The organism is Variovorax atrisoli, assembly GCF_014195185.1.
Taxonomy (GTDB): Bacteria; Pseudomonadota; Gammaproteobacteria; order Burkholderiales; family Burkholderiaceae_C; genus Variovorax; species Variovorax atrisoli.
Window position 1 is genome coordinate 207,507 of the sequence record NZ_JACIBG010000002.1, and the last position, 25,504, is coordinate 233,010.

Annotated in this window: 24 protein-coding genes; 16 read left to right on the forward strand and 8 right to left on the reverse strand. The window is 68.4% G+C overall.

What is annotated here, in order from left to right; translation table 11 throughout:
* Window positions 1–16: 16 nt before the first annotated feature.
* Window positions 17–1,870, reverse strand: a complete 1,854-nt coding sequence (locus tag FHY06_RS07920) for a M48 family metallopeptidase (RefSeq protein ID WP_184604340.1) — start codon at window positions 1,868–1,870, stop codon at window positions 17–19.
* A 53-nt stretch (window positions 1,871–1,923) separates the two neighbouring features.
* Here FHY06_RS07920 and FHY06_RS07925 point away from each other — a divergent pair, with 53 nt between their 5' ends.
* Window positions 1,924–2,157, forward strand: coding sequence for a DUF1653 domain-containing protein (locus FHY06_RS07925; protein WP_019654274.1), 234 nt, complete (start codon window positions 1,924–1,926; stop codon window positions 2,155–2,157).
* A 69-nt stretch (window positions 2,158–2,226) separates the two neighbouring features.
* Here FHY06_RS07925 and FHY06_RS07930 read toward each other — a convergent pair whose 3' ends face one another.
* The gene (locus FHY06_RS07930; protein WP_184604342.1) at window positions 2,227–2,547 is read right to left on the reverse strand and encodes an I78 family peptidase inhibitor; all 321 of its coding nucleotides are present in this window, start codon (window positions 2,545–2,547) and stop codon (window positions 2,227–2,229) included.
* A gap of 37 nt (window positions 2,548–2,584) precedes the next feature.
* On the reverse strand, window positions 2,585–3,181 hold the full coding sequence (purN, locus tag FHY06_RS07935; protein ID WP_126182751.1) for a phosphoribosylglycinamide formyltransferase: 597 nt from the start codon (window positions 3,179–3,181) through the stop codon (window positions 2,585–2,587).
* Between the two features lie 161 nt (window positions 3,182–3,342).
* Between purN and FHY06_RS07940 the strand changes: the two genes are divergently transcribed.
* From FHY06_RS07940 to FHY06_RS07955, 4 genes are all read left to right on the forward strand, one after another.
* Window positions 3,343–4,524, forward strand: a complete 1,182-nt coding sequence (locus tag FHY06_RS07940) for an acyl-CoA dehydrogenase family protein (RefSeq protein WP_184604344.1) — start codon at window positions 3,343–3,345, stop codon at window positions 4,522–4,524.
* Between the two features lie 13 nt (window positions 4,525–4,537).
* Window positions 4,538–5,653 (forward strand): acyl-CoA dehydrogenase family protein, encoded by a 1,116-nt coding sequence (locus FHY06_RS07945; protein ID WP_184604346.1) that lies wholly within the window; start codon window positions 4,538–4,540, stop codon window positions 5,651–5,653.
* Between the two features lie 152 nt (window positions 5,654–5,805).
* A complete protein-coding gene (locus tag FHY06_RS07950) occupies window positions 5,806–7,167 on the forward strand; it encodes an alpha/beta fold hydrolase (protein ID WP_184604363.1) in 1,362 nt (453 codons plus the stop codon).
* 17 nt (window positions 7,168–7,184) lie between these two features.
* On the forward strand, window positions 7,185–7,976 hold the full coding sequence (locus tag FHY06_RS07955; RefSeq protein WP_184604365.1) for an enoyl-CoA hydratase: 792 nt from the start codon (window positions 7,185–7,187) through the stop codon (window positions 7,974–7,976).
* A gap of 16 nt (window positions 7,977–7,992) precedes the next feature.
* On the opposite strand, the gene FHY06_RS07960 is transcribed toward FHY06_RS07955, so the two are convergent.
* A complete protein-coding gene (locus FHY06_RS07960; RefSeq protein ID WP_019654281.1) occupies window positions 7,993–8,553 on the reverse strand; it encodes an HNH endonuclease in 561 nt (186 codons plus the stop codon).
* 166 nt (window positions 8,554–8,719) lie between these two features.
* Here FHY06_RS07960 and FHY06_RS07965 point away from each other — a divergent pair, with 166 nt between their 5' ends.
* The 10 genes from FHY06_RS07965 to FHY06_RS08010 all read left to right on the forward strand — a co-directional run bounded on the left by FHY06_RS07965 (window position 8,720) and on the right by FHY06_RS08010 (window position 20,818).
* Window positions 8,720–9,757: a bifunctional riboflavin kinase/FAD synthetase gene (locus FHY06_RS07965; RefSeq protein ID WP_145760520.1), complete on the forward strand. Its 1,038-nt coding sequence runs from the start codon at window positions 8,720–8,722 to the stop codon at window positions 9,755–9,757.
* A gap of 123 nt (window positions 9,758–9,880) precedes the next feature.
* Window positions 9,881–12,730 carry an isoleucine--tRNA ligase gene (gene ileS, locus FHY06_RS07970; RefSeq protein ID WP_184604367.1) on the forward strand — a complete coding sequence of 950 codons (2,850 nt, stop codon included), beginning with the start codon at window positions 9,881–9,883 and terminating at the stop codon, window positions 12,728–12,730.
* A complete protein-coding gene (gene lspA / locus FHY06_RS07975; RefSeq protein ID WP_019654284.1) occupies window positions 12,730–13,245 on the forward strand; it encodes a signal peptidase II in 516 nt (171 codons plus the stop codon). The genes ileS and lspA overlap by 1 nt, the downstream gene beginning before the upstream one ends.
* A gap of 155 nt (window positions 13,246–13,400) precedes the next feature.
* Window positions 13,401–14,438, forward strand: a complete 1,038-nt coding sequence (locus FHY06_RS07980) for a LacI family DNA-binding transcriptional regulator (protein ID WP_184604369.1) — start codon at window positions 13,401–13,403, stop codon at window positions 14,436–14,438.
* Between the two features lie 52 nt (window positions 14,439–14,490).
* Window positions 14,491–15,501, forward strand: coding sequence for an ABC transporter substrate-binding protein (locus FHY06_RS07985; RefSeq protein WP_132752407.1), 1,011 nt, complete (start codon window positions 14,491–14,493; stop codon window positions 15,499–15,501).
* A gap of 34 nt (window positions 15,502–15,535) precedes the next feature.
* Window positions 15,536–16,375, forward strand: coding sequence for an ABC transporter permease (locus FHY06_RS07990; protein WP_126182745.1), 840 nt, complete (start codon window positions 15,536–15,538; stop codon window positions 16,373–16,375).
* A gap of 10 nt (window positions 16,376–16,385) precedes the next feature.
* The gene (locus tag FHY06_RS07995) at window positions 16,386–17,186 is read left to right on the forward strand and encodes an ABC transporter permease (protein WP_019654288.1); all 801 of its coding nucleotides are present in this window, start codon (window positions 16,386–16,388) and stop codon (window positions 17,184–17,186) included.
* Window positions 17,176–18,237 (forward strand): ABC transporter ATP-binding protein, encoded by a 1,062-nt coding sequence (locus tag FHY06_RS08000; protein ID WP_184604371.1) that lies wholly within the window; start codon window positions 17,176–17,178, stop codon window positions 18,235–18,237. Before FHY06_RS07995 ends, FHY06_RS08000 begins: the two co-directional genes overlap by 11 nt.
* Window positions 18,234–19,088, forward strand: a complete 855-nt coding sequence (locus FHY06_RS08005; protein ID WP_184604373.1) for a phosphodiesterase — start codon at window positions 18,234–18,236, stop codon at window positions 19,086–19,088. Before FHY06_RS08000 ends, FHY06_RS08005 begins: the two co-directional genes overlap by 4 nt.
* A 68-nt stretch (window positions 19,089–19,156) precedes the next feature.
* Complete coding sequence (locus FHY06_RS08010; protein ID WP_019654291.1) at window positions 19,157–20,818, forward strand: Na/Pi cotransporter family protein; 1,662 nt, start codon at window positions 19,157–19,159, stop codon at window positions 20,816–20,818.
* Window positions 20,819–20,845: 27 nt separating this feature from the next.
* Here FHY06_RS08010 and FHY06_RS08015 read toward each other — a convergent pair whose 3' ends face one another.
* The 3 genes from FHY06_RS08015 to FHY06_RS08025 all read right to left on the reverse strand — a co-directional run bounded on the left by FHY06_RS08015 (window position 20,846) and on the right by FHY06_RS08025 (window position 23,554).
* Window positions 20,846–21,856 (reverse strand): bile acid:sodium symporter family protein, encoded by a 1,011-nt coding sequence (locus tag FHY06_RS08015; RefSeq protein WP_184604376.1) that lies wholly within the window; start codon window positions 21,854–21,856, stop codon window positions 20,846–20,848.
* A 196-nt stretch (window positions 21,857–22,052) separates the two neighbouring features.
* The gene (locus FHY06_RS08020; RefSeq protein ID WP_019654293.1) at window positions 22,053–22,454 is read right to left on the reverse strand and encodes a response regulator; all 402 of its coding nucleotides are present in this window, start codon (window positions 22,452–22,454) and stop codon (window positions 22,053–22,055) included.
* Window positions 22,455–22,567: 113 nt separating this feature from the next.
* Window positions 22,568–23,554 (reverse strand): quinone oxidoreductase family protein, encoded by a 987-nt coding sequence (locus FHY06_RS08025; RefSeq protein ID WP_019654294.1) that lies wholly within the window; start codon window positions 23,552–23,554, stop codon window positions 22,568–22,570.
* 123 nt (window positions 23,555–23,677) lie between these two features.
* Between FHY06_RS08025 and FHY06_RS08030 the strand changes: the two genes are divergently transcribed.
* Window positions 23,678–24,586 (forward strand): DMT family transporter, encoded by a 909-nt coding sequence (locus tag FHY06_RS08030; RefSeq protein WP_184604378.1) that lies wholly within the window; start codon window positions 23,678–23,680, stop codon window positions 24,584–24,586.
* A gap of 118 nt (window positions 24,587–24,704) precedes the next feature.
* Here FHY06_RS08030 and FHY06_RS08035 read toward each other — a convergent pair whose 3' ends face one another.
* Window positions 24,705–25,499 (reverse strand): SDR family oxidoreductase, encoded by a 795-nt coding sequence (locus tag FHY06_RS08035; RefSeq protein ID WP_019654296.1) that lies wholly within the window; start codon window positions 25,497–25,499, stop codon window positions 24,705–24,707.
* Window positions 25,500–25,504 lie beyond the last annotated feature (5 nt).

Here is a 25,504-nt window from a genome sequence, read left to right on the forward strand (position 1 = left end):
AAACCCGGCCGGAGTCCTAGGCGTCGCGAACCCAGACCGCCCCGAAAGCCTCGCGCTCGACGTCTTCGAGCTTCGGCGAATGCCCGGCCCACAGCACCAGCGCGGCACCCGGCAGCGTGAGCGTCTGTTCCAGCTGGCGGCAGAGGTTCCAGCGGTCCTCGTCGTCGAGCCCCGGCAGTTCGACGAAGACGATGTAGGCGCGGCGCCATGGGAATTCGCGCAGGTTCTTGCGCACCAGCCAGGCCCGGGAGGCCGGCAGGCAGCGCACGAGGTCAGCCCGCAGCTCGCCCAGTTCGAAGTCGTTCAGGTCGTGCCGCGAAATCTGGCTGAAGAAGGGCGTGCCGGTGATCTCCTCCCAGGCGCGCGCCTCCGCCTCCTCCGCCTCCTTGAGGCGGCCGCGCCACAGCTTCAGCGCCTCTTCGTCGTGCGGGCCCGAGTCCGGGTCCTCCAGCGAGGCCACTGCGCTCTTGGCGGCCCACCACCGGCTGGCCGCGCCCGAACCGTGCAGTCGCTCGAGCACCGCGAGGCGCGCCTCGCGATCGCTCGCCGGCAGCATCTGGGCCAGTCCGCGCAGCGCGCCGGGGTGCTCGGGAGCGATCTGGAGCGCGCTCTCGTAGCGCACGCGCACGGGGGCGGACGGGTCGAGCCGCCGCTCGGAATCGGCCCATTCGACCATCTCGTCGGGCGTGTTGCGGTCGCCGCGGGCGGCCAGCACGGCGATGCGCTCGCGGATGCGCGAGCGGTGCGCATGGTGCTGCTTCCAATCGGCGGCATGGGCGCGGCGCCACTGGCTGTCGAAATGCGCGATCCATTTCTTGCGGTCGGCCAGCATCTCGAGCGCAGGGCGCATCGACCACTCGGGCATGGCCGCAGTCTGGCCCAGCGCCTCCAGCCGGTCGCGCAGCACCGGGTGGGTGTCTTCCAGGTCGCTCACACGGCGCATTGCCTCGCGCAGCGCCTGGCGGGCGAAGTTGTCGTCGGGGGGCGTGCGCACGCGCTTGCGCAGCGCCTCGAACGGCCCCGGCGGCAGCGGTTCGTGCTCGGCGCGGGCCCAGTGCCAGGGCCAGAACTCGTTGGCGTACCAGCTGGCCTTGATCGCGATCTCGGTCAGCGCGGCCGACGCCACCGACGTTCCCAGCAGCCGGCCCGCGATGCGGTCGGCCTCGTATTCGTCCTGCCGCGCCAGCGCGAAGGTCTTGGCGGCGAAGCGCGGAAAGTACCAGCGGAAGAAGGCTTGCGAGAACAGCGCCATCACGCCTTCGTTGCGCTGCAGGCTGGCATCGAGCTTGAGCCAGGACAGCCGGGTGCGGTAGATCCACGCGCTGAGCTGGCCGTGATTGCCCCGCAGGTGGCCGTATTCATGGGCCAGCACCGACAGCAGCCGCCGGCGGTCGAGCATCATCAGGAGCGGCAAGCCGATGCTCAGCGAATTGACGGCGCCGCCAAACAGGCCGAAGCGCGGCACCTGCCGGATGCTGGCGTTGAAGTCGTCATCGAGGTAGACGTGGTGGACCGGCGGCCCCTTGATGCGGGCGCGGATGCGATCCAGCGCCTCGAAAAGAGCGGGCGCGTCTTCCCGGCGCAGCTCGATGCCCTCGGGATCGTCGAAGCGCACCCACAGCGCGCGAAGCGTCGCCCACAGCAGTCCCAGGGCGAACAGCAGCAGCCAGCCGCGCGTGAAGTTGAAGCGCTGTTCGCCGATCGTGGAAAGGACCCAGGCGATGATGCCCACCGACAGCCCCAGGCAGCCCAGCACCCACAGGTAGCCGAGCGCGGCAAAGGCCGCGACGCTGCGTCGATAGCGCGCGCCGTCGTCCGCACTGGCATGCTCGCTCAGTCGAACCAGGTGAACAAAATCAGCGCGATCCATCCGACTCCAGTCAAATCAAGCCCGCCAGTTTTTTGAAGAAAGGCAAGCCGCCGTTGAACGACGAAGACCTCCCTCCCCTGATCGAAACGCCTCCCGGCCGCTATCGCCACTACAAGGGCGGCGAATACGAAGTGCTCGGCACCGTGCGCCACAGCGAGACGCTGGAGCCGATGACGCTGTACCGCGCCCTGTACGGCGCGCACGGCCTCTGGGTCCGGCCGGCCGCCATGTTCGGCGAAACCGTGGAGATAGACGGCGTCGCCCGCAGAAGATTCACACCGATCTGACCAGACAGGCTGCCAAAGTTCATCCTGCCTGGTCTGGTTGCTACCTTTTTCGCAGCAATCCGGAGAGGGTCAGCCGCAGCGGACGTCCGTCACGCGGTTGCGGGCGTCGACGTCGAGGTTGAGCCGCCCGCCATTGAGTTCCATCGTGGTCGCTTCGCCCGGCTTGAGGACGCGCACCGTGCCGGCCCCGGCCCGCACACGGGCGGCTGCTTCGAGCTGCGGCGACAGCGGCTGGCCGACGGCGAAGCGGGCGCCGTCCGCATTGCACTGATACACCGGCTCCGGCGGCGGCGGAGGAGGTGCCGCGGGTGCGGGCGCAGGCGCCGGAGCGGCGCAGCCCGCCATCAGGGCAGCGCCTGCAAGCGCCAGCAGCAACGATTGGTTCTTCACTTTTCTGACTCCCGAAAACCCACCAATATAAACAACTTTACTCATTGTGACTCGATGTATCCGCGAGCCAACCGGCGATGGCTCGCGGATACAACAGATGCTCCTGCGAGAGCACCCGGGCTGCCAGCGCAGCCGCCGTGTCACCAGGCAGCACGGGCACCACCGCCTGCGCGAGGATCGGTCCGTGGTCGAGCTCAGTTGTTACCTGGTGCACCGTCACGCCAGCCACCTTGCAGCCCGCCTCGATGGCGCGCTGGTGCGTGTTCAGCCCCGGAAATGCCGGCAGCAGCGAGGGATGGATGTTGACCAGCCGGCCGGCATAGCGGTTGACGAAGCCCGGTGTCAGGATGCGCATGAACCCCGCCAGCACCACCAGCGCCGGTGCGTAGCCGTCGACCACCTTCGCCAGCGCCTCGTCGAAGTCCTCGCGGGTGGCGAAATCCTTGTGCGGCACCACCGCGGTGTCGATGCCCTGGGCTCTGGCGATGGCCAAACCGCCGGCCTCGGCCTTGTTGCTCACGACGGCGGCGATGCGGGCGCCGAAGCGCTCGGCCCAGCGGTCGCGCCCGGCGGCGCGCACGATGGCCTCCATGTTGGAGCCGCCACCGGAGATCAGGATCACGATGTTCTTCATGGGAGGCGGGATTATCCGTGCCCGGCATCCGCCACCTCGTCCGGCAAGCCGCGCTTGTCGCGGCGCGGACACCGCATCACAGCACGACCGTGCTAAAACTCGCGATTCCGGAGACACACCGACCGCGTCTGCGGTGGACCGATCAACACAGCGAGGCACGCATGGATTTGAGCTTCACACCCGAAGAACAGAAGTTCCGCGAAGAAGTTCGCGCCTGGGTCAAGGACAACCTTCCCAAGGAGATTTCTCACAAGGTACACAACGCGCTCGAACTGACGCGCGACGATCTGCAAGGCTGGGCCAAGATCCTCGGCAAGAAGGGCTGGCTCGGCTATGCCTGGCCGAAGGAATTCGGCGGCCCGGGCTGGACCGCCATCCAGCGCCACCTGTTCGAGGAAGAAACCGCCCTGGCCGGCGCGCCGCGCATCGTGCCCTTCGGCCCCGTGATGGTCGCGCCGGTGATCATGGCCTTCGGCAACGCGGAGCAGCAGAAGCGCTTCCTGCCCGGCATCGCCAGCGGCGAAGTCTGGTGGAGCCAGGGCTACAGCGAACCGGGCTCGGGCTCCGACCTGGCCTCGCTGAAGACCAAGGCCGAGCGCAAGGGCGACAAATACATCGTCAACGGCCAGAAGACCTGGACCACGCTCGGCCAGTACGGCGACTGGATGTTCAACCTCGTGCGCACCAGCAGCGAAGGCAAGCCCCAGACCGGCATCAGCTTCCTGCTGCTCGACATGAAGTCGCCCGGCGTCACCGTGCGCCCGATCAAGCTGCTCGACGGCAGCCACGAGGTCAACGAGGTGTTCTTCGACAACGTCGAGGTGCCCGCCGAGAACCTGATCGGCGAGGAGAACAAGGGCTGGACCTACGCCAAGCACCTGCTCTCGCACGAGCGCACCAACATCGCCGACGTGAACCGCGCCAAGCGCGAGCTCGAGCGGCTCAAGCGCATCGCCAAGGCCGAAGGCGCCTATGACGACCAGCGCTTCCGCGACGAGATCGCCAAGCTCGAAGTCGACATCGTCGCGCTCGAGATGATGGTGCTGCGCGTGCTCTCGGCCGCCACCTCGGGCAAGAACTCGCTGGACGTGGCGGGCCTGCTCAAGATCCGCGGCAGCGAGATCCAGCAGCGCTACAGCGAACTGATGATGCTGGCCGGCGGCGCCTACTCGCTGCCGCTGATCCGCGAGGCGATGGAAGCCGGCTGGCAGGGCAACTTCCCCGGCGGCAACCCGGCGCTCGCGCCGCTGACGTCGACCTTCTTCAACATGCGCAAGACCACCATCTACGGTGGCTCGAACGAAGTGCAACGCAACATCGTCGCGCAGACGGTTCTGGGCTGAGGAGACAACGAGCATGGACTTCAATTTCACCGACGACCAGGAACAGCTGCGCGACGCGGTCCGCAAGTGGGTCGACAAGGGCTACGACTTCGAGCGCCGCCGCGGCATCGAGGCCAAGGGCGGCTTCTCGCGCGAAGCGTGGGACGAACTGGCCGAGCTCGGCCTGGGCGGCCTCTACATCAGCGAGGACGACGGCGGCCTGGGCATGGGTCCGGTCGCGGGCATGGTCGTCATGGAAGAACTGGGCCGCGGCATCGTGCTGGAGCCCTTCTCGCAGACGCTGATCGCCGGCGCGGTGCTCAGCGGCTACGCGGGCGCCGACACCAAGGAAAGCTGGCTGCCGCGCATCGCGGGCGGCCAGGCCATCGTGGTGCTGGCCTACCAGGAGCGAAAGGCGCGGTGGCGCCTCGACGTGTGCGAGGCGCACGCCGCCAAGGCTGGCGACGGCTGGTCGCTGACCGGCGCCAAGAGCGTGGTGCCCGTGGGCGATGAAGCCGATGCCTTCCTGGTGCCGGCCAAGGTCGACGGCAAGATCGCCCTCTTCCTGGTCGAGCGCAGCGCCAGCGGCGTGGAAGCGCGCGGCTACGGCACGCAGGACGGCTCCCGCGCCGCCGAGGTCGTGTTCGACCAGGCCGACGCCACGCTGCTGACGCTCGACGGCCTCGCCGCGCTCGAATACGCGGTGGACGTCGGCATCGCCGCCCTCTGCGCCGAAGGCGTGGGCGTGATGGACAAGACCGTGGACCTCACCGTCGAGTACCTGAACCAGCGCAAGCAGTTCGGCGTGGTCATCTCCAGCTTCCAGGCGCTGCGCCACCGCGTGGCCGACATGAAGATGCAGCTGGAGCTCGCCCGCTCGATGAGCTACTACGCCACGCTCAAGCTCAACGCCCCGGCCGACGAGCGCCGCCAGGCGCTGGCCCGCGCCAAGTACCAGCTCGGCGTGTCGATGCGCTACATCGCCGCGAATTCGGTGCAGCTGCACGGCGGCATCGGCGTGACCGACGAATACATCGGCAGCCACTACTTCCGCAAGCTCACGCAGATGGAAATGACCTTCGGCGACACGCTGCACCACCTGGGCGAAGTCTCCGCCCGCATGCAGGACACCGCCGGCGTCTTCGCCTAGGACAAGGCTCGCCCCCGGGCTGCGCGCACTTCGTGTCGCTGCGGCCCGGCGAAGCCGGCTCCGCGGTGTTCCGCTAGCATCCAACGCCCGCCCGCTTCGCGCTGGCGGGCGTTTTCACTTGGCCCCTCACACCCGGACCCCAGGAACGAAACATGCAGACTCGCCGCTCTCTTCTGGTCGCCATGGCCGCCACCGGAACCACTGCCGCCATGCTGACCGCCTGCGCCACCTCTCCCACGCCTTCCTACACCGAGCGCCCGCCGATCGTGTTCATGCACGGCAACGGCGACTCGGCCGCGCTCTGGCAGACGACGATCTGGCGCTTCGAATCGAACGGCTGGCCGCGCGAACGGCTTTTCGCGGTGGACCAGCCCAACCCGGTGGCTCGCGACGATGACGCCGTGGCGCAACCCGGGCGCAGTTCGACCGGCGAATCGGCCGTGTTCCTCAAGGCCGAAGTCGACAAGGTGCTGAAGGCCACCGGCGCGAGCAAGGTCGTGCTGATCGGCAACTCGCGCGGCGGCAACACCATCCGCAACTACGTGCAGAACGGCGGCGGCGCGGCGGTCGTGAGTCACGTGGTGCTGGGCGGCAACCCGGCTCACGGAATCTGGGCGGTGAAGGGCCTGCGCGAGAACAACGAGTTCTCGGGGCTCTCGGGCTTCATGCAGCAGCTCAACGCGCCGAAGGGACCGAACGGCGAGGAAGTCACGCCCGGCGTGAAATGGCTGACGCTGCGCTCCGACAACAACGACAAGTACGCGCAGCCCGACGGCGTGTGGATCGGCTCCCCCGGCAAGCCGACCAACATCGGCTTCGACGGGCCGGCGCTCAAGGGCGCGACCAACATCGTGCTGCCGCGCGTCGACCACCGCGAGACCTCGTTCTCGCCCGCCGCCTTCGCCGCGACCTGGCAGTTCCTGACCGGGCAGGCGCCCCGCACCACCGAGGTCGCGCCCGAGGCGACCGTCGTGCTCAACGGCCGCGCGCTCGGTGCCGAGAACCTCCCGCTCAACGGTGCCACGGTCACCGTCTACGCGGTCGATCCAGCCACCGGCGCCCGGCTCGGCGAAGCGGTCTTCACCAAGTCCATCGGCGCCGACGGCCGCTGGGGGCCCTTCAAGGCGCGGGGAGACGCGGCCTACGAATTCGTGCTGGCCACGCCCAGCTACGGCACCACCCACATCTACCGCAGCCCCTTCCCGCGCAGCAGCGGCGTGGTGAACCTGAAGCCGGAGCGCGTCACGCCGGCCGACGGCAGCGCTGGTGCGGTCGTCGTCTTCACCCGGCCGCGCGGCTACTTCGACGCCCAGCGCGACACCATGCGCTTCGACGGCCAGAGCCCGCCGGCGGGCGTGCCGCCCAAGGGCTCGGGCGTGTCGAGCTCGCGGCTGCGTACCGCCGCCGCCGAGCTGCAGCGCGCGGTGACGGGCGAATTCAACGGCGAGCGCATCACCGGCCTGACCTGGCCGGCAGCGAGGGAGCACGTGACGGTGCTCGAACTGACCTACTGAACAAGGCAAGGCAGGCCATGACAGACGGCACCGACGCTCCCTTCGTCCTGCAGTCGCGCGACACGCGCGGCGTGGTCACACTGACGCTGAACCGGCCGGCCGCGTTCAACGCGCTCTCCGAAGGCATGCTCGGCGCGCTCGAGCAGGCGCTGGGCGAAGTCACGGCCGACGGCGGCGTGCGCGCGGTGGTCATCGCCGGGGCCGGCAAGGCCTTCTGCGCCGGCCATGACCTGAAGGAGATGCGCGCCGCGCCCTCGCTCGACTACTACGAGCAGCTGTTCGAGCGCTGCGGCGCGATGATGCTGTCGATACAGAAGCTGCCCGTACCGGTGATCGCGCGCGTGCACGGCATCGCGACGGCGGCGGGCTGCCAGCTGGTCGCGGTCTGCGACCTGGCGGTGGCTTCGAGCGACGCGCGCTTCGCTGTCAGCGGGGTGAACGTCGGCCTCTTCTGCGCCACGCCGAGCGTCACGCTTTCGCGCAACCTCGGGCGCAAGCAAGCCTTCGAGATGCTGGTGACGGGCGAATTCATCAGCGCGCAGGAGGCGCGCGAGAAGGGCCTGGTCAACCGCGTGGCTCCGCCCGGGGAACTGGATGCGACGGTCGAATCGCTGGTCGCCAGCATCGTCGCCAAGCCCCGCACTGCGCTCGCGCTGGGCAAGGCCCTCTTCTACCGCCAGCTCGAAACCGGCATCGAGGCAGCGCTGGCCGATGCCAGCCAGACCATGGCCTGCAACATGATGGACGAGAGCGCGCTGGAAGGCGTGCAGGCCTTCATCGAGAAGCGCCCGCCGGCCTGGAAGCGCTGATCAGGCGGCCGGCCTGCTAGGAATCGTGCAGCCGCGAGCTCTGCGGCAGGTGCGCCATCAAAAACTCCATCTGGTCCGCGAGGATGCGCCTGTTTCGCAGGATGAAGTCTTCCCAGAGGCTGGGCACGTAGGGCGCATACAGCAGCGGCATGCCGGCCTGCTCTGGCGTGCGGCTGCTCTTGCGGTGGTTGCAGGGCCTGCAGGCCGTGACCACGTTCATCCAGGTGTCGATGCCCCGCTGGGCGAACGGGATGATGTGCTCGCGCGTGAGTTCGTCTTCGTGGAAGTGGCCGCCGCAGTAGGCGCAGATGTTGCGGTCTCGCGCGAAGAGCTTGCTGTTGGTGAGGCCGGGGCGCAGCGCGAAGGGGTTGATGCGGGGCACGCCCTTGGTGCCGATGATGCTGTTGATCGCGATCTGCGACTGCTCGCCGGTGATCGCGTTGTGGCCGCCACGGAACACCGCCACCTGCGCACCCACTTCCCAGCGGACTTCGTCCGCGGCGTAGTGGATCACCGCCTGTTCCAGCGAAATCCATGACTGGGGCAGCCCTTGGGCCGACAGCTTCAAGACCTTCACACACGCCTCCTCGAAAAGGGAGAGAACACGGAAAGACCAGGGACACGGAGCGCGTTGGAGACCCACGCCGATCAACGCACTGCGTCACAATATACCGGCTTTGTGACAAATCGGCCTGATCCGCCCAATCGACGGGCGGAAGGCGCTATCAAAAAGATACTCACCGATGCAGGTTTTTCGTGGCTTCCGGCACCCTGGCGTTGCCCCCGCCTGCGCCCTCACCATTGGCAATTTCGACGGCGTGCACCGCGGCCACCAGGCCATGCTCGCGCTCTTGCAGACCGAGGCCCGCCAGCGCGGGCTGCCGAGCTGCGTGCTCACATTCGAGCCCCATCCGCGGGACTATTTCGCCGCCGTCACCAAGAAGCCCGACCTCGCGCCCGCGCGCATCGGCACGCTGCGCGACAAGCTCAGCGAACTGGCCGCCTGCGGCGTGACGCAGACCGTCGTGCTGCCCTTCGACGCCCGGCTGGCCTCCCAGTCGCCGGAGGAATTCATCCAGAAGGTGCTGATCGACGGCCTGGGCGCGCGCTACGTGCTGGTGGGCGACGACTTCCGCTTCGGCGCCAGGCGGGCCGGTGACTACGCCATGCTCGACGCGGCCGGCGATACCCACGGCTTCGACGTGGCGCGCATGAACAGCTACGAGGTGCACGGCCTGCGGGTGTCCAGCTCCGCCGTGCGCGAGGCGCTGGCCGAAGGCCGCATGGCCGACGCCCACACCCTGCTGGGCCGTCCCTACGCCATCTCGGGCCACGTGGTCCACGGCCGCAAGCTGGGCCGCGCGCTGGGCGCCTCGGCGCCGGGCAAGGACGATGGCTTTCGCACCCTCAACCTGCGCTTCAAGCATTGGAAGCCGGCCGCCAGCGGCATCTTCGCGGTGCTGGTGCACGGCCTGTCCGAGCGGCCGCTGCCGGGCGTGGCCAACCTGGGCGTGCGCCCTTCGCTGGACGCCAACGACGTCAACGGCGGGCGAGTGCTGCTCGAAACCCATTGCCTGGAGTGGCCCTCCCATCTGGGAGCCGAAGGGGCCTACGGTAAAATCGTCCGCGTGGAACTCCTGCACAAACTGCACGACGAATTGCGCTACACCAGCCTCGAGGCCCTCACCGCGGGCATCGCGAAGGATGGCCGCGACGCTCGCGCGTTCTTCGCATCGACCCACGCCGAAACCCACCGCCAGACCACGCGGGACCGAATTTAGCCCTGCACGCACCGTGCTGCCGCCCTTCGACAAGCTCAGGGCGAACGGCTTCACCTTCCGCACCGACACGCTTCATGCAGTTCGGGCTGAGCCTGTCCAAGCCCCCTCTGTTTCGCACCCAACATGTCTGACGCCGCTTCCCCCAAAGACTACCGTTCCACGCTGAACCTGCCCGACACCCCCTTCCCGATGCGCGGCGACCTGCCCAAGCGCGAGCCGGGCTGGGTGAAGGAATGGAATGACGAAGGTGTCTACCACCGCCTGCGCGACGCCCGCCACGGCGCGCCCAAGTTCATCCTGCACGACGGCCCGCCCTACGCCAACGGCCAGATCCACATGGGCCACGCGGTGAACAAGATCCTGAAGGACATGATCACCAAGGCGCGCCAGCTCGAAGGCTACGACGCGCTCTACGTGCCCGGCTGGGACTGCCACGGCCTGCCGATCGAGAACGCCATCGAAAAGCAGTACGGCCGCAACCTCAGCCGCGACGAGATGCAGGCCAAGAGCCGCGCCTTCGCCACCGGGCAGATCGCCCAGCAGATGGCCGACTTCCAGCGCCTGGGCGTGCTGGGCGAATGGGACCATCCCTACAAGACGATGGACTTCGCCAACGAGGCCGGCGAGCTGCGCGCCTTCAAGCGCGTGATCGAGCGCGGCTTCGTCTACCGCGGCCTCAAGCCGGTGTACTGGTGCTTCGACTGCGGCTCGTCGCTGGCGGAGTTCGAGATCGAGTACGCCGACAAGAAGAGCCAGACCGTCGACGTCGCCTTCAAGGCGCACGACCGCGAGAAGGTGCTCAAGGCCTTCGGCACCGACCACACGATCCTGGGCGACATCTTCGCCGTGATCTGGACCACCACCGCCTGGACCATCCCCGCCAACCAGGCGATCAACCTGAACCCCGAGCTCGAGTACTCGCTGGTCGACACCGAGCGCGGCCTGCTGATCCTGGCCAACTCGCTGGTCGAGATGTGCATGACGCGCTACGCGCTCGACGGCAAGGTGCTGGCCACGGTCAAGGGCGAGAAGCTCGGCGGCCTCGAGTTCGAGCATCCGCTGTACGACGCGGACGCCGGCTACAGGCGCCTGTCGCCGGTGTACCTGGCCGACTACGCCACCGCCACCGACGGCACGGGCCTGGTCCACTCCTCGCCCGCGTACGGCCTGGACGACTTCAACTCCTGCGTCGCCCACGGCGTGGCCTACGACGACATCCTGAACCCGGTGCAGGGCAACGGCAGCTACGCGCCCGACTTCCCCCTCTTCGGCGGCCAGAACATCTGGAAGGCCGTGCCGGAGATCATCGCTGCGCTGCGCGATGCCAACCGCCTGCTGACCACCGAGACCATCACCCACAGCTACCCGCACTGCTGGCGCCACAAGACGCCGGTGATCTACCGCGCGGCCGCGCAGTGGTTCATCCGCATGGACGAGGGCGAGGGCGTGTTCACCAAGGACAAGGCGCCCAAGACGCTGCGCCAGACCGCGCTCGACGCCATCGAGCAGACCAGCTTCTACCCCGAGAACGGCAAGGCGCGCCTGCACGACATGATCGCCGGACGGCCCGACTGGTGCATCTCGCGCCAGCGCAGCTGGGGCGTGCCGATCCCGTTCTTCCTGCACAAGGACTCGGGCGAGCTGCATCCGCGCACCATGGAGATCCTCGACCAGGCCGCCGACATCGTCGAGAAGGGCGGCATCGAGGCCTGGAGCCGCGTCACCGTCGAGGAAATCCTCGGGGCGGAGGACGCGCCGCACTACACCAAGAGCACCGACATCCTCGAGGTGTGGTTCGACTCGGGCTCGACCTTCTCGCACGTGCTGCGCGGCACGCACCCCACCGTGCACCACGAGACGGGGCCCGAGGCCGACCTGTACCTCGAAGGCCACGACCAGCACCGCGGATGGTTCCATTCGTCGCTGCTCATCGCCTGCGCGCTGGAAGACCGCGCGCCGTACAAGGGCCTGCTGACGCACGGCTTCACGGTCGATGCCAAGGGCATCAAGATGAGCAAGTCGCTCAAGAACGGCATCGACCCGCAGGAAATCAGCAGCAAGCTGGGCGCGGAGATCATCCGCCTGTGGGTGGCCGCGAGCGACTACTCGGGCGACATCGCGGGCGACGACAAGATCCTGGCGCGCGTGGTCGACGCCTACCGCCGCATCCGAAACACGCTGCGCTTCCTGCTCGCGAACACCAGCGACTTCGACATCGAGAAGGACGGCGTGCCGCTCGACCAGCTGTTCGAGATCGACCGCTACGCGCTGTCGCGCGCCGCGCAGTTCCAGGCCGAGATCCTCGCGCACTACAAGGTGTACGAGTTCCACCCGGTGGTGGCCAAGCTGCAGATCTACTGCTCGGAAGACCTGGGCGGCTTCTACCTCGACATCCTGAAGGACCGCCTCTACACCACGGCCCCGGGTTCGCTGGCGCGCCGCAGTGCGCAGACGGCCCTGTGGCACATCGCGCAGGCGATGCTGCGCTGGATGGCGCCCTTCCTGAGCTTCACCGCCGAGGAGGCCTGGAAGATCGTGGGCACCGGCAAGCCGGGCGACTCGATCTTCACGCAGACCTACAGCCAGTTCGCCGCGCTCGACGAGGCGCTGCTGGCCAAGTGGAACCGCATCCGCGAGATCCGCGACGTGGTCAACAAGGAAATCGAGGCCGTGCGCGCCGAAGGCAAGGTCGGCTCGTCGCTGCAGGCCAACCTGCAGCTGACGGCCCCGGCCGACGACTTCGCACTGCTGGGCTCGCTGGGCGAGGACCTGAAGTTCGTCTTCATCACCTCCGCCATCGCGCTGGCCGCGGGCGAGACGCTCTCGACGGTAGTCACGCCGAGCGCCGCGCAGAAATGCGAGCGCTGCTGGCACTACCGCGACGACGTGGGCCATGACCCGGCCCATCCGACGATCTGCGGGCGCTGCACCAGCAACCTGTTCGGCGCAGGCGAATCGCGGAGCGTTGCCTGATGGCCGCCGCCCGTTCCATGTCGTCCGCCTCGCGTTCGCGCGGCGGCAGCATCTGGCCCTGGCTCGGGCTGGCGGTGATCATCGTGATCATCGACCAGTTCACCAAGACGCTGATCCTGGGCTACTACAAGCTGGGCGACGCGACCTACGTCACGAGCTTCTTCAACGTGGTGCGCGCCCACAACACGGGCGCCGCCTTCTCGTTCCTCGCCGACCACTCGGGCTGGCAGCGCTGGCTGTTCACCGCCATCGGCGTGGGCGCGGCGGTGTTCATCGTGTGGATGCTGAAGTCGCACGCGGGGCAGAAGCTGTTTTCGTTCTCCATGGCCTGCATCCTGGGCGGCGCCATCGGCAACGTGGTCGACCGGATGATGCACGGCTACGTGGTCGACTTCCTGAGCTTCCACGCGGGCAACTGGTACTTCCCGGCCTTCAACGCGGCCGACAGCGCCATCACGCTCGGGGCGATCTGCCTGATCGTCGACGAGATCCGGCGGGTCCGCCGGGGCAAGTAACGCTCACCGAAATCCAGAACAAGGGGCCCGCGGGGCCCCTTTTCTTTTGGCCCGCACTGCCTGCGAAAGCCGAGGGTTTCTCCCGCTTTCTCGCCATGTCATAACAAAGTCATACTGCCGCGGTTCAATGTAAACGATTACATGAGCACCGCACGATGAGCATCCAAGCCGTTGCAGCCAAAGCCGGGGTCTCGGTGGCCACCGTCTCGCGCGCCTTCAATTTTCCGGACAAGGTGACGCCCGCCACGCGCGAGCTGGTGGAACGCGTGGCGCGCGAGCTCAACTACGTGCCGAACGCCAGCGCCCGCACCCTGCGCACCCAGCGCAGCCGCGTGCTCGGCGTGGTGCTGCCCACATTGCTGAACCCGACCTTCGCCGAATGCCTGCAGGGCATCGCGCGCGCGGCCATCGCCGGGGGCTACGCGATCATCCCCGTCACCACCGGCTACCGGATCGAAGAAGAGGAGCGCGCAGTGCATCTGCTGCTCGCGGGCAGCGTCGACGGCCTGATCCTCGTGGTGTCGAACCCCTCGACCTCGGCCGCCCTGCCCCGCCTGCAGGCGGCCGGCGTGCCCTACGTGCTGGCCTACAACCGGCACCCCGCGCACCCCTGCGTGTCGGTCGACAGCGAAAGCGCGGTGGCCGATGCGGTCGCGCGGCTGGTGCTGCTGGGCCACCGGCGCATCGCGATGGTCAGCGGCACGCTCGCCGCCTCCGACCGCGCGCAGCAGCGCTATCGCGGCTTTCGCAAGGGCATGGCCGAAGCGGGCCTGCCGCCGCCTGCGCTGATCGAGGTGCCTTTCGTCGAAACCGCGGTGGATGCGCTCTCGAAGCAGCTGGAGGCGCGCAACCGCCCCACGGCACTGATCTGCTCGAACGACCTGCTGGCCATCCGCAGCATCCGGGCCGCGCACCTCAGCGGGCTTTCCGTGCCGGGCGACCTCAGCGTGGTCGGCTTCGACGGCATCGCGCTCGGCGAAGACCTCACGCCCGCGCTCACCACCATCGCCCAGCCCAACAGCGACATCGGCCGCCACAGCGTGGAACTGCTGATCCAGGCCATGGCCAGCGGCGCCGCGCTGCAGGCCGACGCGAGCCTGCTGCTTGCGCATTCATTTCGAGACGGCGAGTCGTGCGCCTCGGCGCACGAGAACGAAAACGACAGCCAGGACAACAACGCCGCAATTCCCTGACCCTCAAGACCCCCCGTTACCTGCCTACATCCATCCAAGGAGCCTTTCGATCATGTCTCTTCGCTTCCACCGCCTGGCCCGCCTCGGCCTGCTCGCCGCCACGCTCGCAGCCGGCAGCGCCATGGCCCAGACCGCCATCTGCTACAACTGCCCGACCGAATGGGCCGACTGGGGCACCCAGCTCAAGGCCATCAAGGCCAAGACGGGCATCACCGTGCCGCCGGACAACAAGAACTCCGGCCAGTCGCTCGCGCAGCTGGCCGCCGAGAAGGCCAGCCCCGTCGCCGACGTCACCTACCTCGGCGTGACCTTCGCGGTGCAGGCCGCCAAGGACGGGCTGGTCGAGCCCTACAAGCCGGCCGCCTGGAAAGACATCCCCGACGGCCTGAAGGACCCGGCCGGCAACTGGTTCACCATCCACTCGGGCACGCTGGGCTTCATGGTCAACGTCGACGCGCTCAAGGGCAAGCCGGTGCCGAAGTCGTGGGCCGACCTGCTCAAGCCCGAGTACAAGGGCCTGATCGGCTACCTCGACCCGGCCTCGGCCTTCGTCGGCTACGTCGGCGCGGTCGCGGTGAACGAGGCGCGCGGCGGCACGCTCGACAACTTCAAGCCGGCCATCGACTACTTCAAGGCGCTGCAGAAGAACGAGCCCATCGTGCCGAAGCAGACCTCCTATGCGCGCGTGCTCTCGGGCGAGATCGCGATCCTGCTCGACTACGATTTCAACGCCTACCGCGCCAAGTACAAGGACAAGGCCAACGTCGCCTTCGTGATCCCGAGCGAAGGCACCCTGGCCGTTCCCTACGTCATGAGCCTGGTCGCCAAGGCCCCGCACGCGGCCGACGCGAAGAAGGTGCTCGACTTCACCCTGTCCGACGAAGGCCAGGCGATCTGGGCCAAGGCCTACCTGCGCCCGGTGCGCGCCAGCGCCATGCCCAAGGACATCGAGTCCCAGTTCCTGCCAGCCAGCGAGTACGCGCGTGCCAAGAGCGTGGACTACGGCCGCATGGCCGCCGCGCAGAAGGCCTTCTCCGACGAGTACCTGAAGGAAGTCCGCTGAGCGGATGCCGCGCGCGATGACGCAAGCCATTTCCATGAACGCCTCCAGCGCCTCCGACGTGCCGAACGCCTGGAACCCGCGCTGGCGCCTGCTGGCCTGCGTCGCGCCCGCGGCCGCCTTCTTCGCGGCCTTCTGGCTGCTGCCGGTGGTGCGCCTGCTGGCACTGCCCGCCGGCAAGGGCTGGGCCACCTACTTCGCAGTGCTGACCGATGCGCGCTACCTCGCGAGCATGGTCAACACCGTCGTGCTCTCGGTCACCGTGACGCTGGCCACGCTGGTGCTGGGCGCAGCCGTGGGCATCTACCTCGCGCGCCGCGCCTTCGTGGGCAAGCGCGTGCTGCTGTCGCTGCTCACGCTGCCGCTGTCGTTCCCCGGCGTGATCATCGGCTTCTTCGTGATCCTGCTCGGCGGACGCCAGGGCGTGGTGGCGGACATCGGCGACACCCTGTTCGGCGAGCGCATCACCTTCGCCTACGGACTGCTCGGCCTGTTCCTGGCGTACCTGTATTTCTCGCTGCCGCGCGCCATCGCCACCTATGCGGCAGCGGCCGAGTCGATGAACATGCAGCTGGAGGAAGCCGCGCGCTCGCTCGGCGCCTCGCGGCTGCGCGTGGCGCGCGACGTGTGGCTGCCCGAGCTGGCGCCCACCACGCTGGCCTGCGGCGCGATCCTGTTCGCGACCTCGATGGGCGCCTTCGGCACGGCCTTCACGCTGGCCAGCAAGTTCGAGGTGATCCCGATCACGATCTACAACGAGTTCACCAACTACGCCAACTTCGCGCTGGCCGCATCGCTGTCGATCGCGCTGGGCGTCGTGACCTGGCTGGTGCTTTTCATGGCGCGACGCTTCGGCGCCAACCCCGTCGCACGCTGAGGCTCGCACCATGCACAAGAACACTCAACCGAAGGCTCCGTTCCTCTTCGCGGTGACGCTGATCGTGAGCCTCTTCATGATCGCGCCGATGCTGCTGTCGGTGATGGCGGGCCTGGTCAATAACTACAGCACGGGCATCAAGAGCGGCTTCACGCTGCGCTGGCTGGCCGAGGTGTGGGAGAACTACGGCGGCACCGTGGGCTGGTCGCTCGCGCTGGCCATCGCCTGCGTCGCCGGCACCGTGCTGCTGGGCGTGCCTTGCGCCTATGCGCTGGCGCGCAGCCGCTCGCGCGCGGCCCGCATCTTCGAGGAACTGCTGACGCTGCCGGTCGCGGTGCCGGGGCTGGCCACGGCGCTGGCGCTGATCCTCGCCTACGGGCAGCTCACGGCCTTCCGGCAGAGCTTCGCGTTCATCCTCGTGGGGCACATCGTCTTCACGCTGCCCTTCATGGTGCGCACCGTGGGCTCGGCCTTCCAGCGCGACGAGCTGCTCGCGCTCGAGGAAGCCGCGCGCTCGCTGGGGGCGAACTTCCGCCAGCGCTTCATGGGCATCCTGGTGCCGGCCGTGTTCCCGGCCATCGTGGCCGGCAGCCTGATGGTGTTCACGCTCTCGGTGGGCGAGTTCAACCTCACCTGGATGCTGCACACGCCGCTCACCCGCACGCTGCCCGTGGGCCTGGCCGACAGCTACGCCTCGATGCGCATCGAGATCGGATCGGCCTACACGCTGGTCTTCTTCGCCGTCATCCTCCCGGTGCTGTGGGGCCTGCAGCACCTTGCAAACCTGATCCAGAAACATCATGGAACTTGAACGCATCCCTATCGACATCGCCAACTGCGCGAAGACCTATGCAGACGGCACGCGCGGCCTGCAACCCACCAGCCTGCGCGTGGAAGCCGGCGAGGTGCTCGCGCTGCTCGGCCCCTCGGGCTGCGGCAAGACCACGCTGCTGCGGCTGATCGCCGGGCTGGAGTCGCCCGACGCGGGCAGCCGCATCGTGTTCGGCGACCAGGACGTCACCCAGCGCCCCGTGGAGCAGCGCGGCGTGGGCATGGTGTTCCAGAGCTACGCGCTCTTTCCGCAGATGACCGTGGCGGCCAACATCGGCTACGGCCTGCGCATCCGGGGCGTGTCGGCCCAGGAAGAAAAGCGCAGCGTCGGCGAGCTGGTCGACCTGGTGCGCCTGGGCGGCCTGGAGAACAAGCGCCCCGCCGAGCTCTCCGGCGGCCAGCGCCAGCGCGTGGCCCTGGCGCGCGCGGTGGCGGTGCGCCCGCGCGTGCTGCTGCTCGACGAGCCGCTGGCCGCGCTCGACGCCAAGCTCAAGGAGTCGCTGCGCGACGAACTGGCCGAACTGTTGCGCCGGCTGCACATCACGGCCATCCACGTCACCCACGACCAGCAGGAGGCGCTGGCCATCGCCGACCGGCTCGCGGTGATGCGCGCCGGCCGCATCGTGCAGGTGGGCCGCGGCGAGGACCTGTACCGCGCGCCCGCGCATCCCTTCGTGGCCGAGTTCCTGGGCCGGGTCAACCGGCTGGAGCGCGGGCAGGACGCCATCGCCCAGGGCGTTGTCCGACTCGGAGGAAAGACCCTGCCCTGCCCCCCGGCGTGGCAGAGCCATGCGACTCTGCTGGTGCGGCCCGAGGACATCGAGGTCGGCTCGCCCCGGCTCGACTGGAGCGCTGCGATCGTCGAGCGCCGCACCTTCCTCGGCGACCGCGTGCAGCTCCATCTGCGCGCACAGGACCAGCCCGTGCTGGTGGCCGACGTGGGGCGTGACAATCCTTTCGGACCGGGCGACACGGTGGGTCTTCGCATCCAGCCCGAACGCCTGATGACGTCGCAGGGAGCCATCGCATGACGACAGCAGAAACCCGCAACAACACCATCCTGGTCCAGCTCACCGACCTGCACATCCGCGAGCCGGGCCGGCTGGCCTATGGGCGCATCGACACGGCCCCGTACCTGGAGCGCGCGGTGCAGTCGGTGCTCGCGCTGCGCCAGCAGCCCGACGCGGTGGTCGTCACCGGCGACCTCACCGACTTCGGCCGCGCCGCCGAGTACGAGCACCTCGCCCGCCTGCTGGCTCCGCTGACCATGCCGGTCTACCTGATGCCCGGCAACCACGACGAGCGCGACCAGCTGCGCCGCAGCTTTCCCGGCCACGCCTACCTGGGCGCGGACGGCGGCGGCTTCATCCAGTATTCGGTGCGTGTCGGCGCGCTGCGGCTGCTGACCCTCGACACCTGCGTGCCCCACGCCAGCCACGGCGCACTGTGCGAGAAGCGCCTGGCCTGGCTCGAAGCGCAACTCGACGCCTGCCGAGGCGAGCCGGTCGTCATCGCCATGCACCATCAGCCCTTCGAGACGCTGATCGGCCACATGGACGAGATCGGCCTGCTGGAAGGCGCCGAGGCGCTCGAAGCGCTGGTCTCGCGCCATCCGAACGTCGAGCGCATCATCTGCGGCCACCTGCACCGCGCCATCGACGTGCGCTTCGGCGGCACCATCGCCTCGACCTCGCCGGCGCAAGCCCACCAGGTGTGCCTCGACCTGGCGCCCGACGCCGACTCGGCCTGGACGCTGGAGCCGCCATCGTTCCGGGTGCACGCCTGGTCCGCCCGCGGGCGGCGGCTCGTCACCCACCTGGCCGCCTCGGGCAGCTTCGAGGGACCCTACCCTTTCCACGACAACGGAGCGTTGATCGACTGAAGCTCCTACTTGTGGAAAATGGGGTCGAAACGAAAAACAACGAAAAGAAAGGATAGAGCCCGACCTCCATGAAGCACCTCCTGAATCTGCTGGCGGCGGTGGCCCTGCTCGTGTGGGGCACCCATCTGGTCCGCACCGGCGTTCTTCGCGTGTTCGGCGCCAACCTGCGCAAGATCCTCGTGCAGAGCATGCGCAACCGCTTCACCGCCGCCCTCTCGGGCATCGGCGTGACGGCGCTGGTGCAGTCGAGCACCGCCACCTCGCTCATGACCTCCTCCTTCGTCGGGCAGGGGCTGGTCACGCTGCCTGCGGCGCTGGCGGTGATGCGGGGCGCCGACATCGGCACGGCGCTGATCTCGGTGCTGTTCTCGGCAGACCTTTCGTGGCTCTCGCCGATGTTCATCTTCGTGGGGGTGGTGCTCTTCATCACGCGCTCGGCCACGGTGGCGGGGCGCGTCGGCCGGGTGCTCATCGGGCTGGGACTGATGCTGCTGGCGCTGCAGCTGGTGGTGGAGGCGACCGAGCCCCTGTTCTCCTCGCCGGCCATCCGCGCGCTGCTGGCCTCGATCAACAGCGACGTGCTTCTGGAGATCACCATCGGCTCGGTGCTGGCCATCGTGGCCTACTCGAGCCTCGCGGTGGTGCTGCTGGTGGCGGCCATGGCCAGCTCGAACGTGGTGCCGCTGGACGTGGCGCTCGGGCTGGTGCTCGGCGCCAACCTGGGCAGCGGCCTGCTGGCGGTGCTGACCACGGCCAAGTCGGCCGTCTCGGTACGGCAGGTGACCGTGGGCAATCTGCTCTTCAAGGCGCTGGGCGTGGCCATCGTGGCGCCCTTCATCGGTCTGTGGATCCGCTACGTGCAGCCCGAGCTGCCGAACCAGACGCACGGGGTGGTGCTCTTCCACCTGGCATTCAACGTGGTGATCAGCGTGGGCTTCATCGGCCTGACGCAGCTGGTGGCCAAGCTGGTGACGCGCCTGCTGCCGCAGCCGCAGCAGCCGGCGGGCACGACGCGGCCGCATCACCTCGACCCGTCGGCGCTGTCGACGCCCTCGCTCGCCATCTCCAACGCCGCGCGCGAGGCGCTGCACCAGGCCGACGTGGTGGAGACCATGCTGATCGGCATCCTGGACGTGATCCGCCACAACGACCTGCGGCTGGCGCAGGAGCTGCGCCAGCTCGACGACACGGTGGACGAGCTCTACTCGGCCATCAAGTACTACATGACGCGCATCTCGCGCGAGGCGCTGGGCGAGGAGGAAAGCCGCCGCTGGACCGACATCATCAGCTTCACGATCAACATGGAGCAGATCGGCGACATCATCGAGCGGGTGATCATCGACGTCGAAGACAAGAAGATCCGGCCGCAGCGCAACTTCTCCGAGGCCGGCATGGCCGAGATCGTGGAGCTGCACGGACGCCTGGTGGCCAACCTGCGCCTGAGCATGAGCGTGTTCCTCAACGGCAACGTGCGCGACGCACAGAAGCTGCTGGAGGAAAAGGCGCGCTTCCGCGACCTGGAGCGGGCCTACGCGACCACCCACCTCGACCGGCTGTCGGACCGCACCACGCTGAGCATCGAAACCAGCTCGCTGCATATCGACCTGATCAGCGACCTGAAGCGCATCAACTCGCACATCTGCTCGATCGCGTATCCGATCCTGGAGTCGGCCGGGGCGCTGGCGCCCAGCCGGCTGCGCGAGTCGCGGCTGGGCAAGATCGAGGGCTGAACGGCCTTCCGAACGTCCTGCCAGGGCCTACTTGGCCTGCCCGGCGGTCTCCAGCAGCGAAGTCTCGTCACGCCCGCGCCGCGCATAGCGCTGCGCCAGCACCGCGCAGACCATCAGCTGCATCTGGTGGAAGAGCATCAGCGGCAGCACGATCGCGCCCACCGCGTGCGAGGCGAAGAGCACCTTCGCCATCGGGATGCCGCTGGCCAGGCTCTTCTTGGAGCCGCAGAAGACGATGGTGATCTCGTCTTCCGTGTCGAAGCCCAGCTTGCGCGCCAGCAGGGTCGTGAGGCTCAGCGCCAGGCCGAGCACCACCGCGCACACCACAAGCAGGCCGACCAGTGCATGCACGGGCACCTGCTTCCAGAGCCCCTCGATCACGGCCGCGCTGAACGCGGTGTAGACCACCAGCAGGATCGAGCCTTGGTCGACGAACTTCAGCACCGCGGCGCGGCGCTGGATCCACTTTCCGATCAGCGGCCGCAGCAGGTGGCCGGCCGCGAAGGGCACCATCAGCTGCAGCAGGATGCGCCCGATGGAATCCAGCGAGGACGAAGCCGCATGGCCGCCGCCGGGCAGCACCACCAGGTTGACCAGCACCGGCGTGATGAACACGCCCAGCAGGGTGGAGGCCGAGGCGCTGCAGATGGCGGCGGGCATGTTGCCCCTGGCCATCGCGGTGAAGGCGATGGCCGACTGCACCGTGGCCGGCAGCACGCACAGGTACAGCACGCCGGTGTAGAGCTCGGGCGTCACCAGCGGCAGCAGGATCGGCTTGAGCACCAGCCCCAGCACCGGGAACAGCACGAAGGTGCTCGCGAACACCAGCAGGTGCAGCCGCCAGTGCATGAGCCCGTTGACGATCGCCTCGCGCGACAGCTTGGCCCCGTGCAGGAAGAACAGCAGGCCGATGGCCACCGTGGTCAGCCCCTCGAAGAAGTGCGCGATGCGCCCGCTGGCCGGCAGCAGGCTGGCCAGGGTCACGACCGAAAGAAGCGCGAGGGTGAAGTTGTCGGGAAGGAAACGGGGGCGGGACATGTTGCAACTCGGGACGAACGCCACGCGCGTTGCAGGCGCGCGGGCCGACTCAGCAGGGGAAGATGTGATTTCCGCGCATGAATCTGGTCGCCACTTTGCGGAGCCCGGCGCGTGCTCCTCGCGCCTTCAGGAGGGGGATTTTCGGCGAATTCCGGCATCGCTGCCGGGCGGGCCGGAAATGCCCCACCACGGCGCTTCAGTGTGCCGTGGGCGAACTGAACTGCGCCTGACGGCGGCGCTGGCAGTAGTCGATCAGGTCGTCGATCTCGGTGGCCTTGTCGAAGACCGCATCGGCGCCCAGGTGCACGCACTTGCGGCGCATGTCGGGCGTGGCGTAGTTGCTGAGCACCACGATCTTCTGGGAGGGGCTGCGGTTGCGGCAGGCCTCGAGCACGCGGAAACCGGTGCCGTCCTTGAGGAACAGGTCGACGATGGCCAGGTCCCACTGCGCCAGATTGCTCGAAAGCCAGCGCGACCCCTCGGCCTCCGTCTCCGCCTCGCCGATGGGCTCGACCCTCGCCACCTCTCGCAGGGTGCCTGCGAGGTTGCGGCGGATGGTCGGGTTGTCTTCGACGATGAAGGTGCGAACGGTGGTCATGGGGTATCTATGCCTCTGCGTTGTATCCACAGGCTACAAAGTGCTCGTGGCACAAGTCGAAGGCATGACACCCCTGCGCCGGTAGGACAAGGCCGGCGCGGCGGGCTCGGAAATCAGAGCGTGAGGATCGTGCAGCCGGTGGTCTTGCGCGCTTCCAGGTCGCGGTGCGCCTGCTGCACGTCGGCCAGCGGGTAGCGCTGGTCGATAGGGATCTTCACTGCGCCGCTGCGCACCACCGCGAACAGGTCGTCGGCCATCGCCTGCGTGCTTTCGCGCGTGGCCATGTGGGTGAAGAGCGTGGGCCGGGTGATGTAGAGCGAGCCCTTGGAGGCCAGCAGGCCGAGGTTGACCGGCGGCACCGGGCCGGAGCCGTTGCCGAAGATCGCCAGCAGGCCGAAGGGGCGCAGGCAGTCGATGGAGCCCTCGAAGGTGTCCTTGCCCACCGAGTCGTACACCACCTTCACGCCCTTGCCGCCGGTGATCTCCTTCACGCGGGCGGCGAAGTTCTCGGTGCTGTAGTTGATGGCGTGCGCCGCGCCGTGCTCCAGCGCGAGCTTGCACTTGGCGTCGCTGCCGGCCGTGCCGATCAGCTGCAGGCCCAGGGCCTTGGCCCACTGGCATGCGATGAGGCCGACGCCGCCGGCCGCGGCATGGAACACGATGAAGTCGCCGGCCTGCAGGCCCTCGGCCGGCAGCGTCTTCTTCAGCAGGTACTGCGTGGTCAGGCCCTTGAGCATCATGGCCGCGCCGGTCTCGAAGGAGATGTCGTCGGGCAGCCTGCAGACGTTCTTCGCCGGCATCACCCGCAGCTCGCTGTAGGCGCCGGGCGGCTGGCTCGCGTAGGCGGCACGATCGCCGGCCTTGAGGTGGGTGACGCCCTCGCCCACCGCCTCGACCACGCCCGAGGCTTCCATGCCCAGTTGCAGCGGCATCTGGAACGGGTAGAGCCCGCTGCGCTGGTAGGTATCGATGAAGTTCAGGCCCACGGCCTTGTGGCGGATGCGGATCTCGCCCGGACCGGGCTCGCCGACCTCCACCTCGACGATCTTCAGTTCTTCGGGACCGCCATGGCGGTCGATACGGACGGCTTTGCTCTTCATCGTTGCGGTCTCCACGCTCTGGAAAGAAGGTAAGGAAGGGATTGAAGGTAGGGGCAGGCATCCTGCCATGTTTGAGCTTCCGGCGACGGCGCGGGGAATCATTGCCCGGTAGAGTCGGCGCCCATGCAGACACAGCCGCAGCGCCTCGCTCCCCTCACCGTCTTCCTGCTCCTCGTTCCTCCGCTGCTGTGGGCCGGCAATGCCGTGGTCGGCCGCATGGTGCGGGAGCTGGTCTCGCCGCTGACGCTGAACTTCGTGCGCTGGGTCATCGCCTTCGCGCTGCTGCTGCCGCTGGCGGCGCAGGTGCTGCGGCGCGACAGCCCGCTGTGGGCGCACTGGAAGCGCTACGCGGTGCTCGGCCTGCTGGGTATCGGCCTGTACAACGCCTTCCAGTACCTGGCGCTGCAGACCTCCACGCCCATCAACGTGACGCTGGTCGGCTCGAGCCTGCCGCTGTGGATGCTCGCGGTGGGCGCCCTCTTCTTCCGCGCGCGCGTCAGCGGCCGCGAGATCGGCGGCGCGCTGCTGTCGATGGCGGGCGTGCTGCTGGTGCTCAGCCGCGGCGAATGGCGGCAGTTGCTCGGGCTGCGGCTGGTGCCGGGCGACCTCTACATGATCCTGGGCACCATCGCGTGGGCCTTCTACAGCTGGCTGCTGGCGCGCACGCACGAGCCGGTGGCCGTGCGCAGGGACTGGGCCGCGTTCCTGATGGCGCAGCTGGTGTTCGGCCTCGCATGGTCGGGCGCGCTGGCCGCAGGCGAATGGACGATGACGCCCGCGCACCTCGAACTCGGCTGGCCGCTGATCGCGGCGATGCTGTTCATCGGCATCGGCCCCGCGGTGGTGGCGTATCGCTGCTGGGGCACCGGCGTGCAGCGCGCGGGGCCGCAGCGGGCGAGCATCTTCATGAACCTCACGCCGCTGTTCGCGGCAGTGCTGTCGGCGGCCTTCCTGCGCGAGCCGCCGCACTGGTACCACGGGGCGGCGTTCCTGCTGATCGTGAGCGGGATCGTGGTGGCCTCGCGGCGCTGAGCGAAGGACGGACCCTTCAAGCGAACACCGAGGAACCGGCTTTGCCGGGCCTCAGGTGTTGCCCCCGGCAGGGGGAAGGCGTGCGCGACACGAAGTGCGCGCAGCCTGGGGGCGAGCCCTAGTACGTGCCGGGGTAGGCGCCGCCGTCGGCCAGGATGTTCTGGCCGGTCATGTAGCCGGCCTGCATGCTGCACAGGAAGGCGCAGATGGCGCCGAACTCGGCCGGCGTGCCGAAGCGCTTGGCCGGGATGGTCTTCTTGCGGGCTTCCCACACGGTGTCGAAGTCCTGGCCCGACTTCTGCGCGGAACCGGCCATCGTGCCCTTGAGGCGGTCGGTGTCGAAGGCGCCAGGCAGCAGGTTGTTGATGGTCACGCCCTGCGCCGCCACCGACGTGCGCGCCACGCCGGCCACGAAGCCGGTGAGGCCGCTGCGCGCGCCGTTCGACAGCCCCAGGATGTCGATGGGCGACTTCACCGAGCTCGATGTGATGTTCACGATGCGGCCATAGCCGCGCTTGGCCATGCCGTCCACCGTGGCCTTGATGAGCTCGATGGGGGTCAGCATGTTGGCGTCGACCGCCTTGATCCACGCCTCGCGGTCCCAGTTGCGGAAGTCGCCGGGCGGCGGGCCACCGGCGTTGGTGACGACGATGTCGAAGTCATGGCCCAGCGCGAACACCGCGGCACGGCCGGCCTCGGTGGTGATGTCGGCGGCCACGTGCTTGACGAACGGGTTGCCCGAGCCGCCGGCCACTTCGGCCAGCTTCTTCGCGGCCGCTTCCAGCACCTCGGCGCCGCGCGCCACGATCACCACGTTGACGCCCTCGCGCACCAGAGCCTCGGCACAGCCGTAGCCGAGGCCCTTGCTCGCGCCGCACACCAGCGCGGTCTTGCCTGCAATACCCAGATCCATGTTCT

What these genes read in the sequence shown, in the direction of transcription:
- FHY06_RS07980 (WP_184604369.1), top strand. Translation starts at nt 13,401, where the DNA reads ATGAGCATCCAAGCCGTTGCAGCCAAAGCCGGGGTCTCGGTGGCCACC.
- FHY06_RS08010 (WP_019654291.1), top strand. Translation starts at nt 19,157, where the DNA reads ATGAAGCACCTCCTGAATCTGCTGGCGGCGGTGGCCCTGCTCGTGTGG.
- FHY06_RS08025 (WP_019654294.1), bottom strand. Translation starts at nt 23,554, where the DNA reads ATGAAGAGCAAAGCCGTCCGTATCGACCGCCATGGCGGTCCCGAAGAA.
- FHY06_RS07995 (WP_019654288.1), top strand. Translation starts at nt 16,386, where the DNA reads ATGCACAAGAACACTCAACCGAAGGCTCCGTTCCTCTTCGCGGTGACG.
- FHY06_RS08005 (WP_184604373.1), top strand. Translation starts at nt 18,234, where the DNA reads ATGACGACAGCAGAAACCCGCAACAACACCATCCTGGTCCAGCTCACC.
- FHY06_RS07920 (WP_184604340.1), bottom strand. Translation starts at nt 1,870, where the DNA reads ATGGATCGCGCTGATTTTGTTCACCTGGTTCGACTGAGCGAGCATGCC.
- FHY06_RS07965 (WP_145760520.1), top strand. Translation starts at nt 8,720, where the DNA reads ATGCAGGTTTTTCGTGGCTTCCGGCACCCTGGCGTTGCCCCCGCCTGC.
- FHY06_RS07940 (WP_184604344.1), top strand. Translation starts at nt 3,343, where the DNA reads ATGGATTTGAGCTTCACACCCGAAGAACAGAAGTTCCGCGAAGAAGTT.
- lspA (WP_019654284.1), top strand. Translation starts at nt 12,730, where the DNA reads ATGGCCGCCGCCCGTTCCATGTCGTCCGCCTCGCGTTCGCGCGGCGGC.
- FHY06_RS07945 (WP_184604346.1), top strand. Translation starts at nt 4,538, where the DNA reads ATGGACTTCAATTTCACCGACGACCAGGAACAGCTGCGCGACGCGGTC.
- FHY06_RS08035 (WP_019654296.1), bottom strand. Translation starts at nt 25,499, where the DNA reads ATGGATCTGGGTATTGCAGGCAAGACCGCGCTGGTGTGCGGCGCGAGC.
- purN (WP_126182751.1), bottom strand. Translation starts at nt 3,181, where the DNA reads ATGAAGAACATCGTGATCCTGATCTCCGGTGGCGGCTCCAACATGGAG.
- FHY06_RS08000 (WP_184604371.1), top strand. Translation starts at nt 17,176, where the DNA reads ATGGAACTTGAACGCATCCCTATCGACATCGCCAACTGCGCGAAGACC.
- FHY06_RS07985 (WP_132752407.1), top strand. Translation starts at nt 14,491, where the DNA reads ATGTCTCTTCGCTTCCACCGCCTGGCCCGCCTCGGCCTGCTCGCCGCC.
- FHY06_RS07950 (WP_184604363.1), top strand. Translation starts at nt 5,806, where the DNA reads ATGCAGACTCGCCGCTCTCTTCTGGTCGCCATGGCCGCCACCGGAACC.
- ileS (WP_184604367.1), top strand. Translation starts at nt 9,881, where the DNA reads ATGTCTGACGCCGCTTCCCCCAAAGACTACCGTTCCACGCTGAACCTG.
- FHY06_RS08015 (WP_184604376.1), bottom strand. Translation starts at nt 21,856, where the DNA reads ATGTCCCGCCCCCGTTTCCTTCCCGACAACTTCACCCTCGCGCTTCTT.
- FHY06_RS07955 (WP_184604365.1), top strand. Translation starts at nt 7,185, where the DNA reads ATGACAGACGGCACCGACGCTCCCTTCGTCCTGCAGTCGCGCGACACG.
- FHY06_RS07990 (WP_126182745.1), top strand. Translation starts at nt 15,536, where the DNA reads ATGAACGCCTCCAGCGCCTCCGACGTGCCGAACGCCTGGAACCCGCGC.
- FHY06_RS08020 (WP_019654293.1), bottom strand. Translation starts at nt 22,454, where the DNA reads ATGACCACCGTTCGCACCTTCATCGTCGAAGACAACCCGACCATCCGC.
- FHY06_RS08030 (WP_184604378.1), top strand. Translation starts at nt 23,678, where the DNA reads ATGCAGACACAGCCGCAGCGCCTCGCTCCCCTCACCGTCTTCCTGCTC.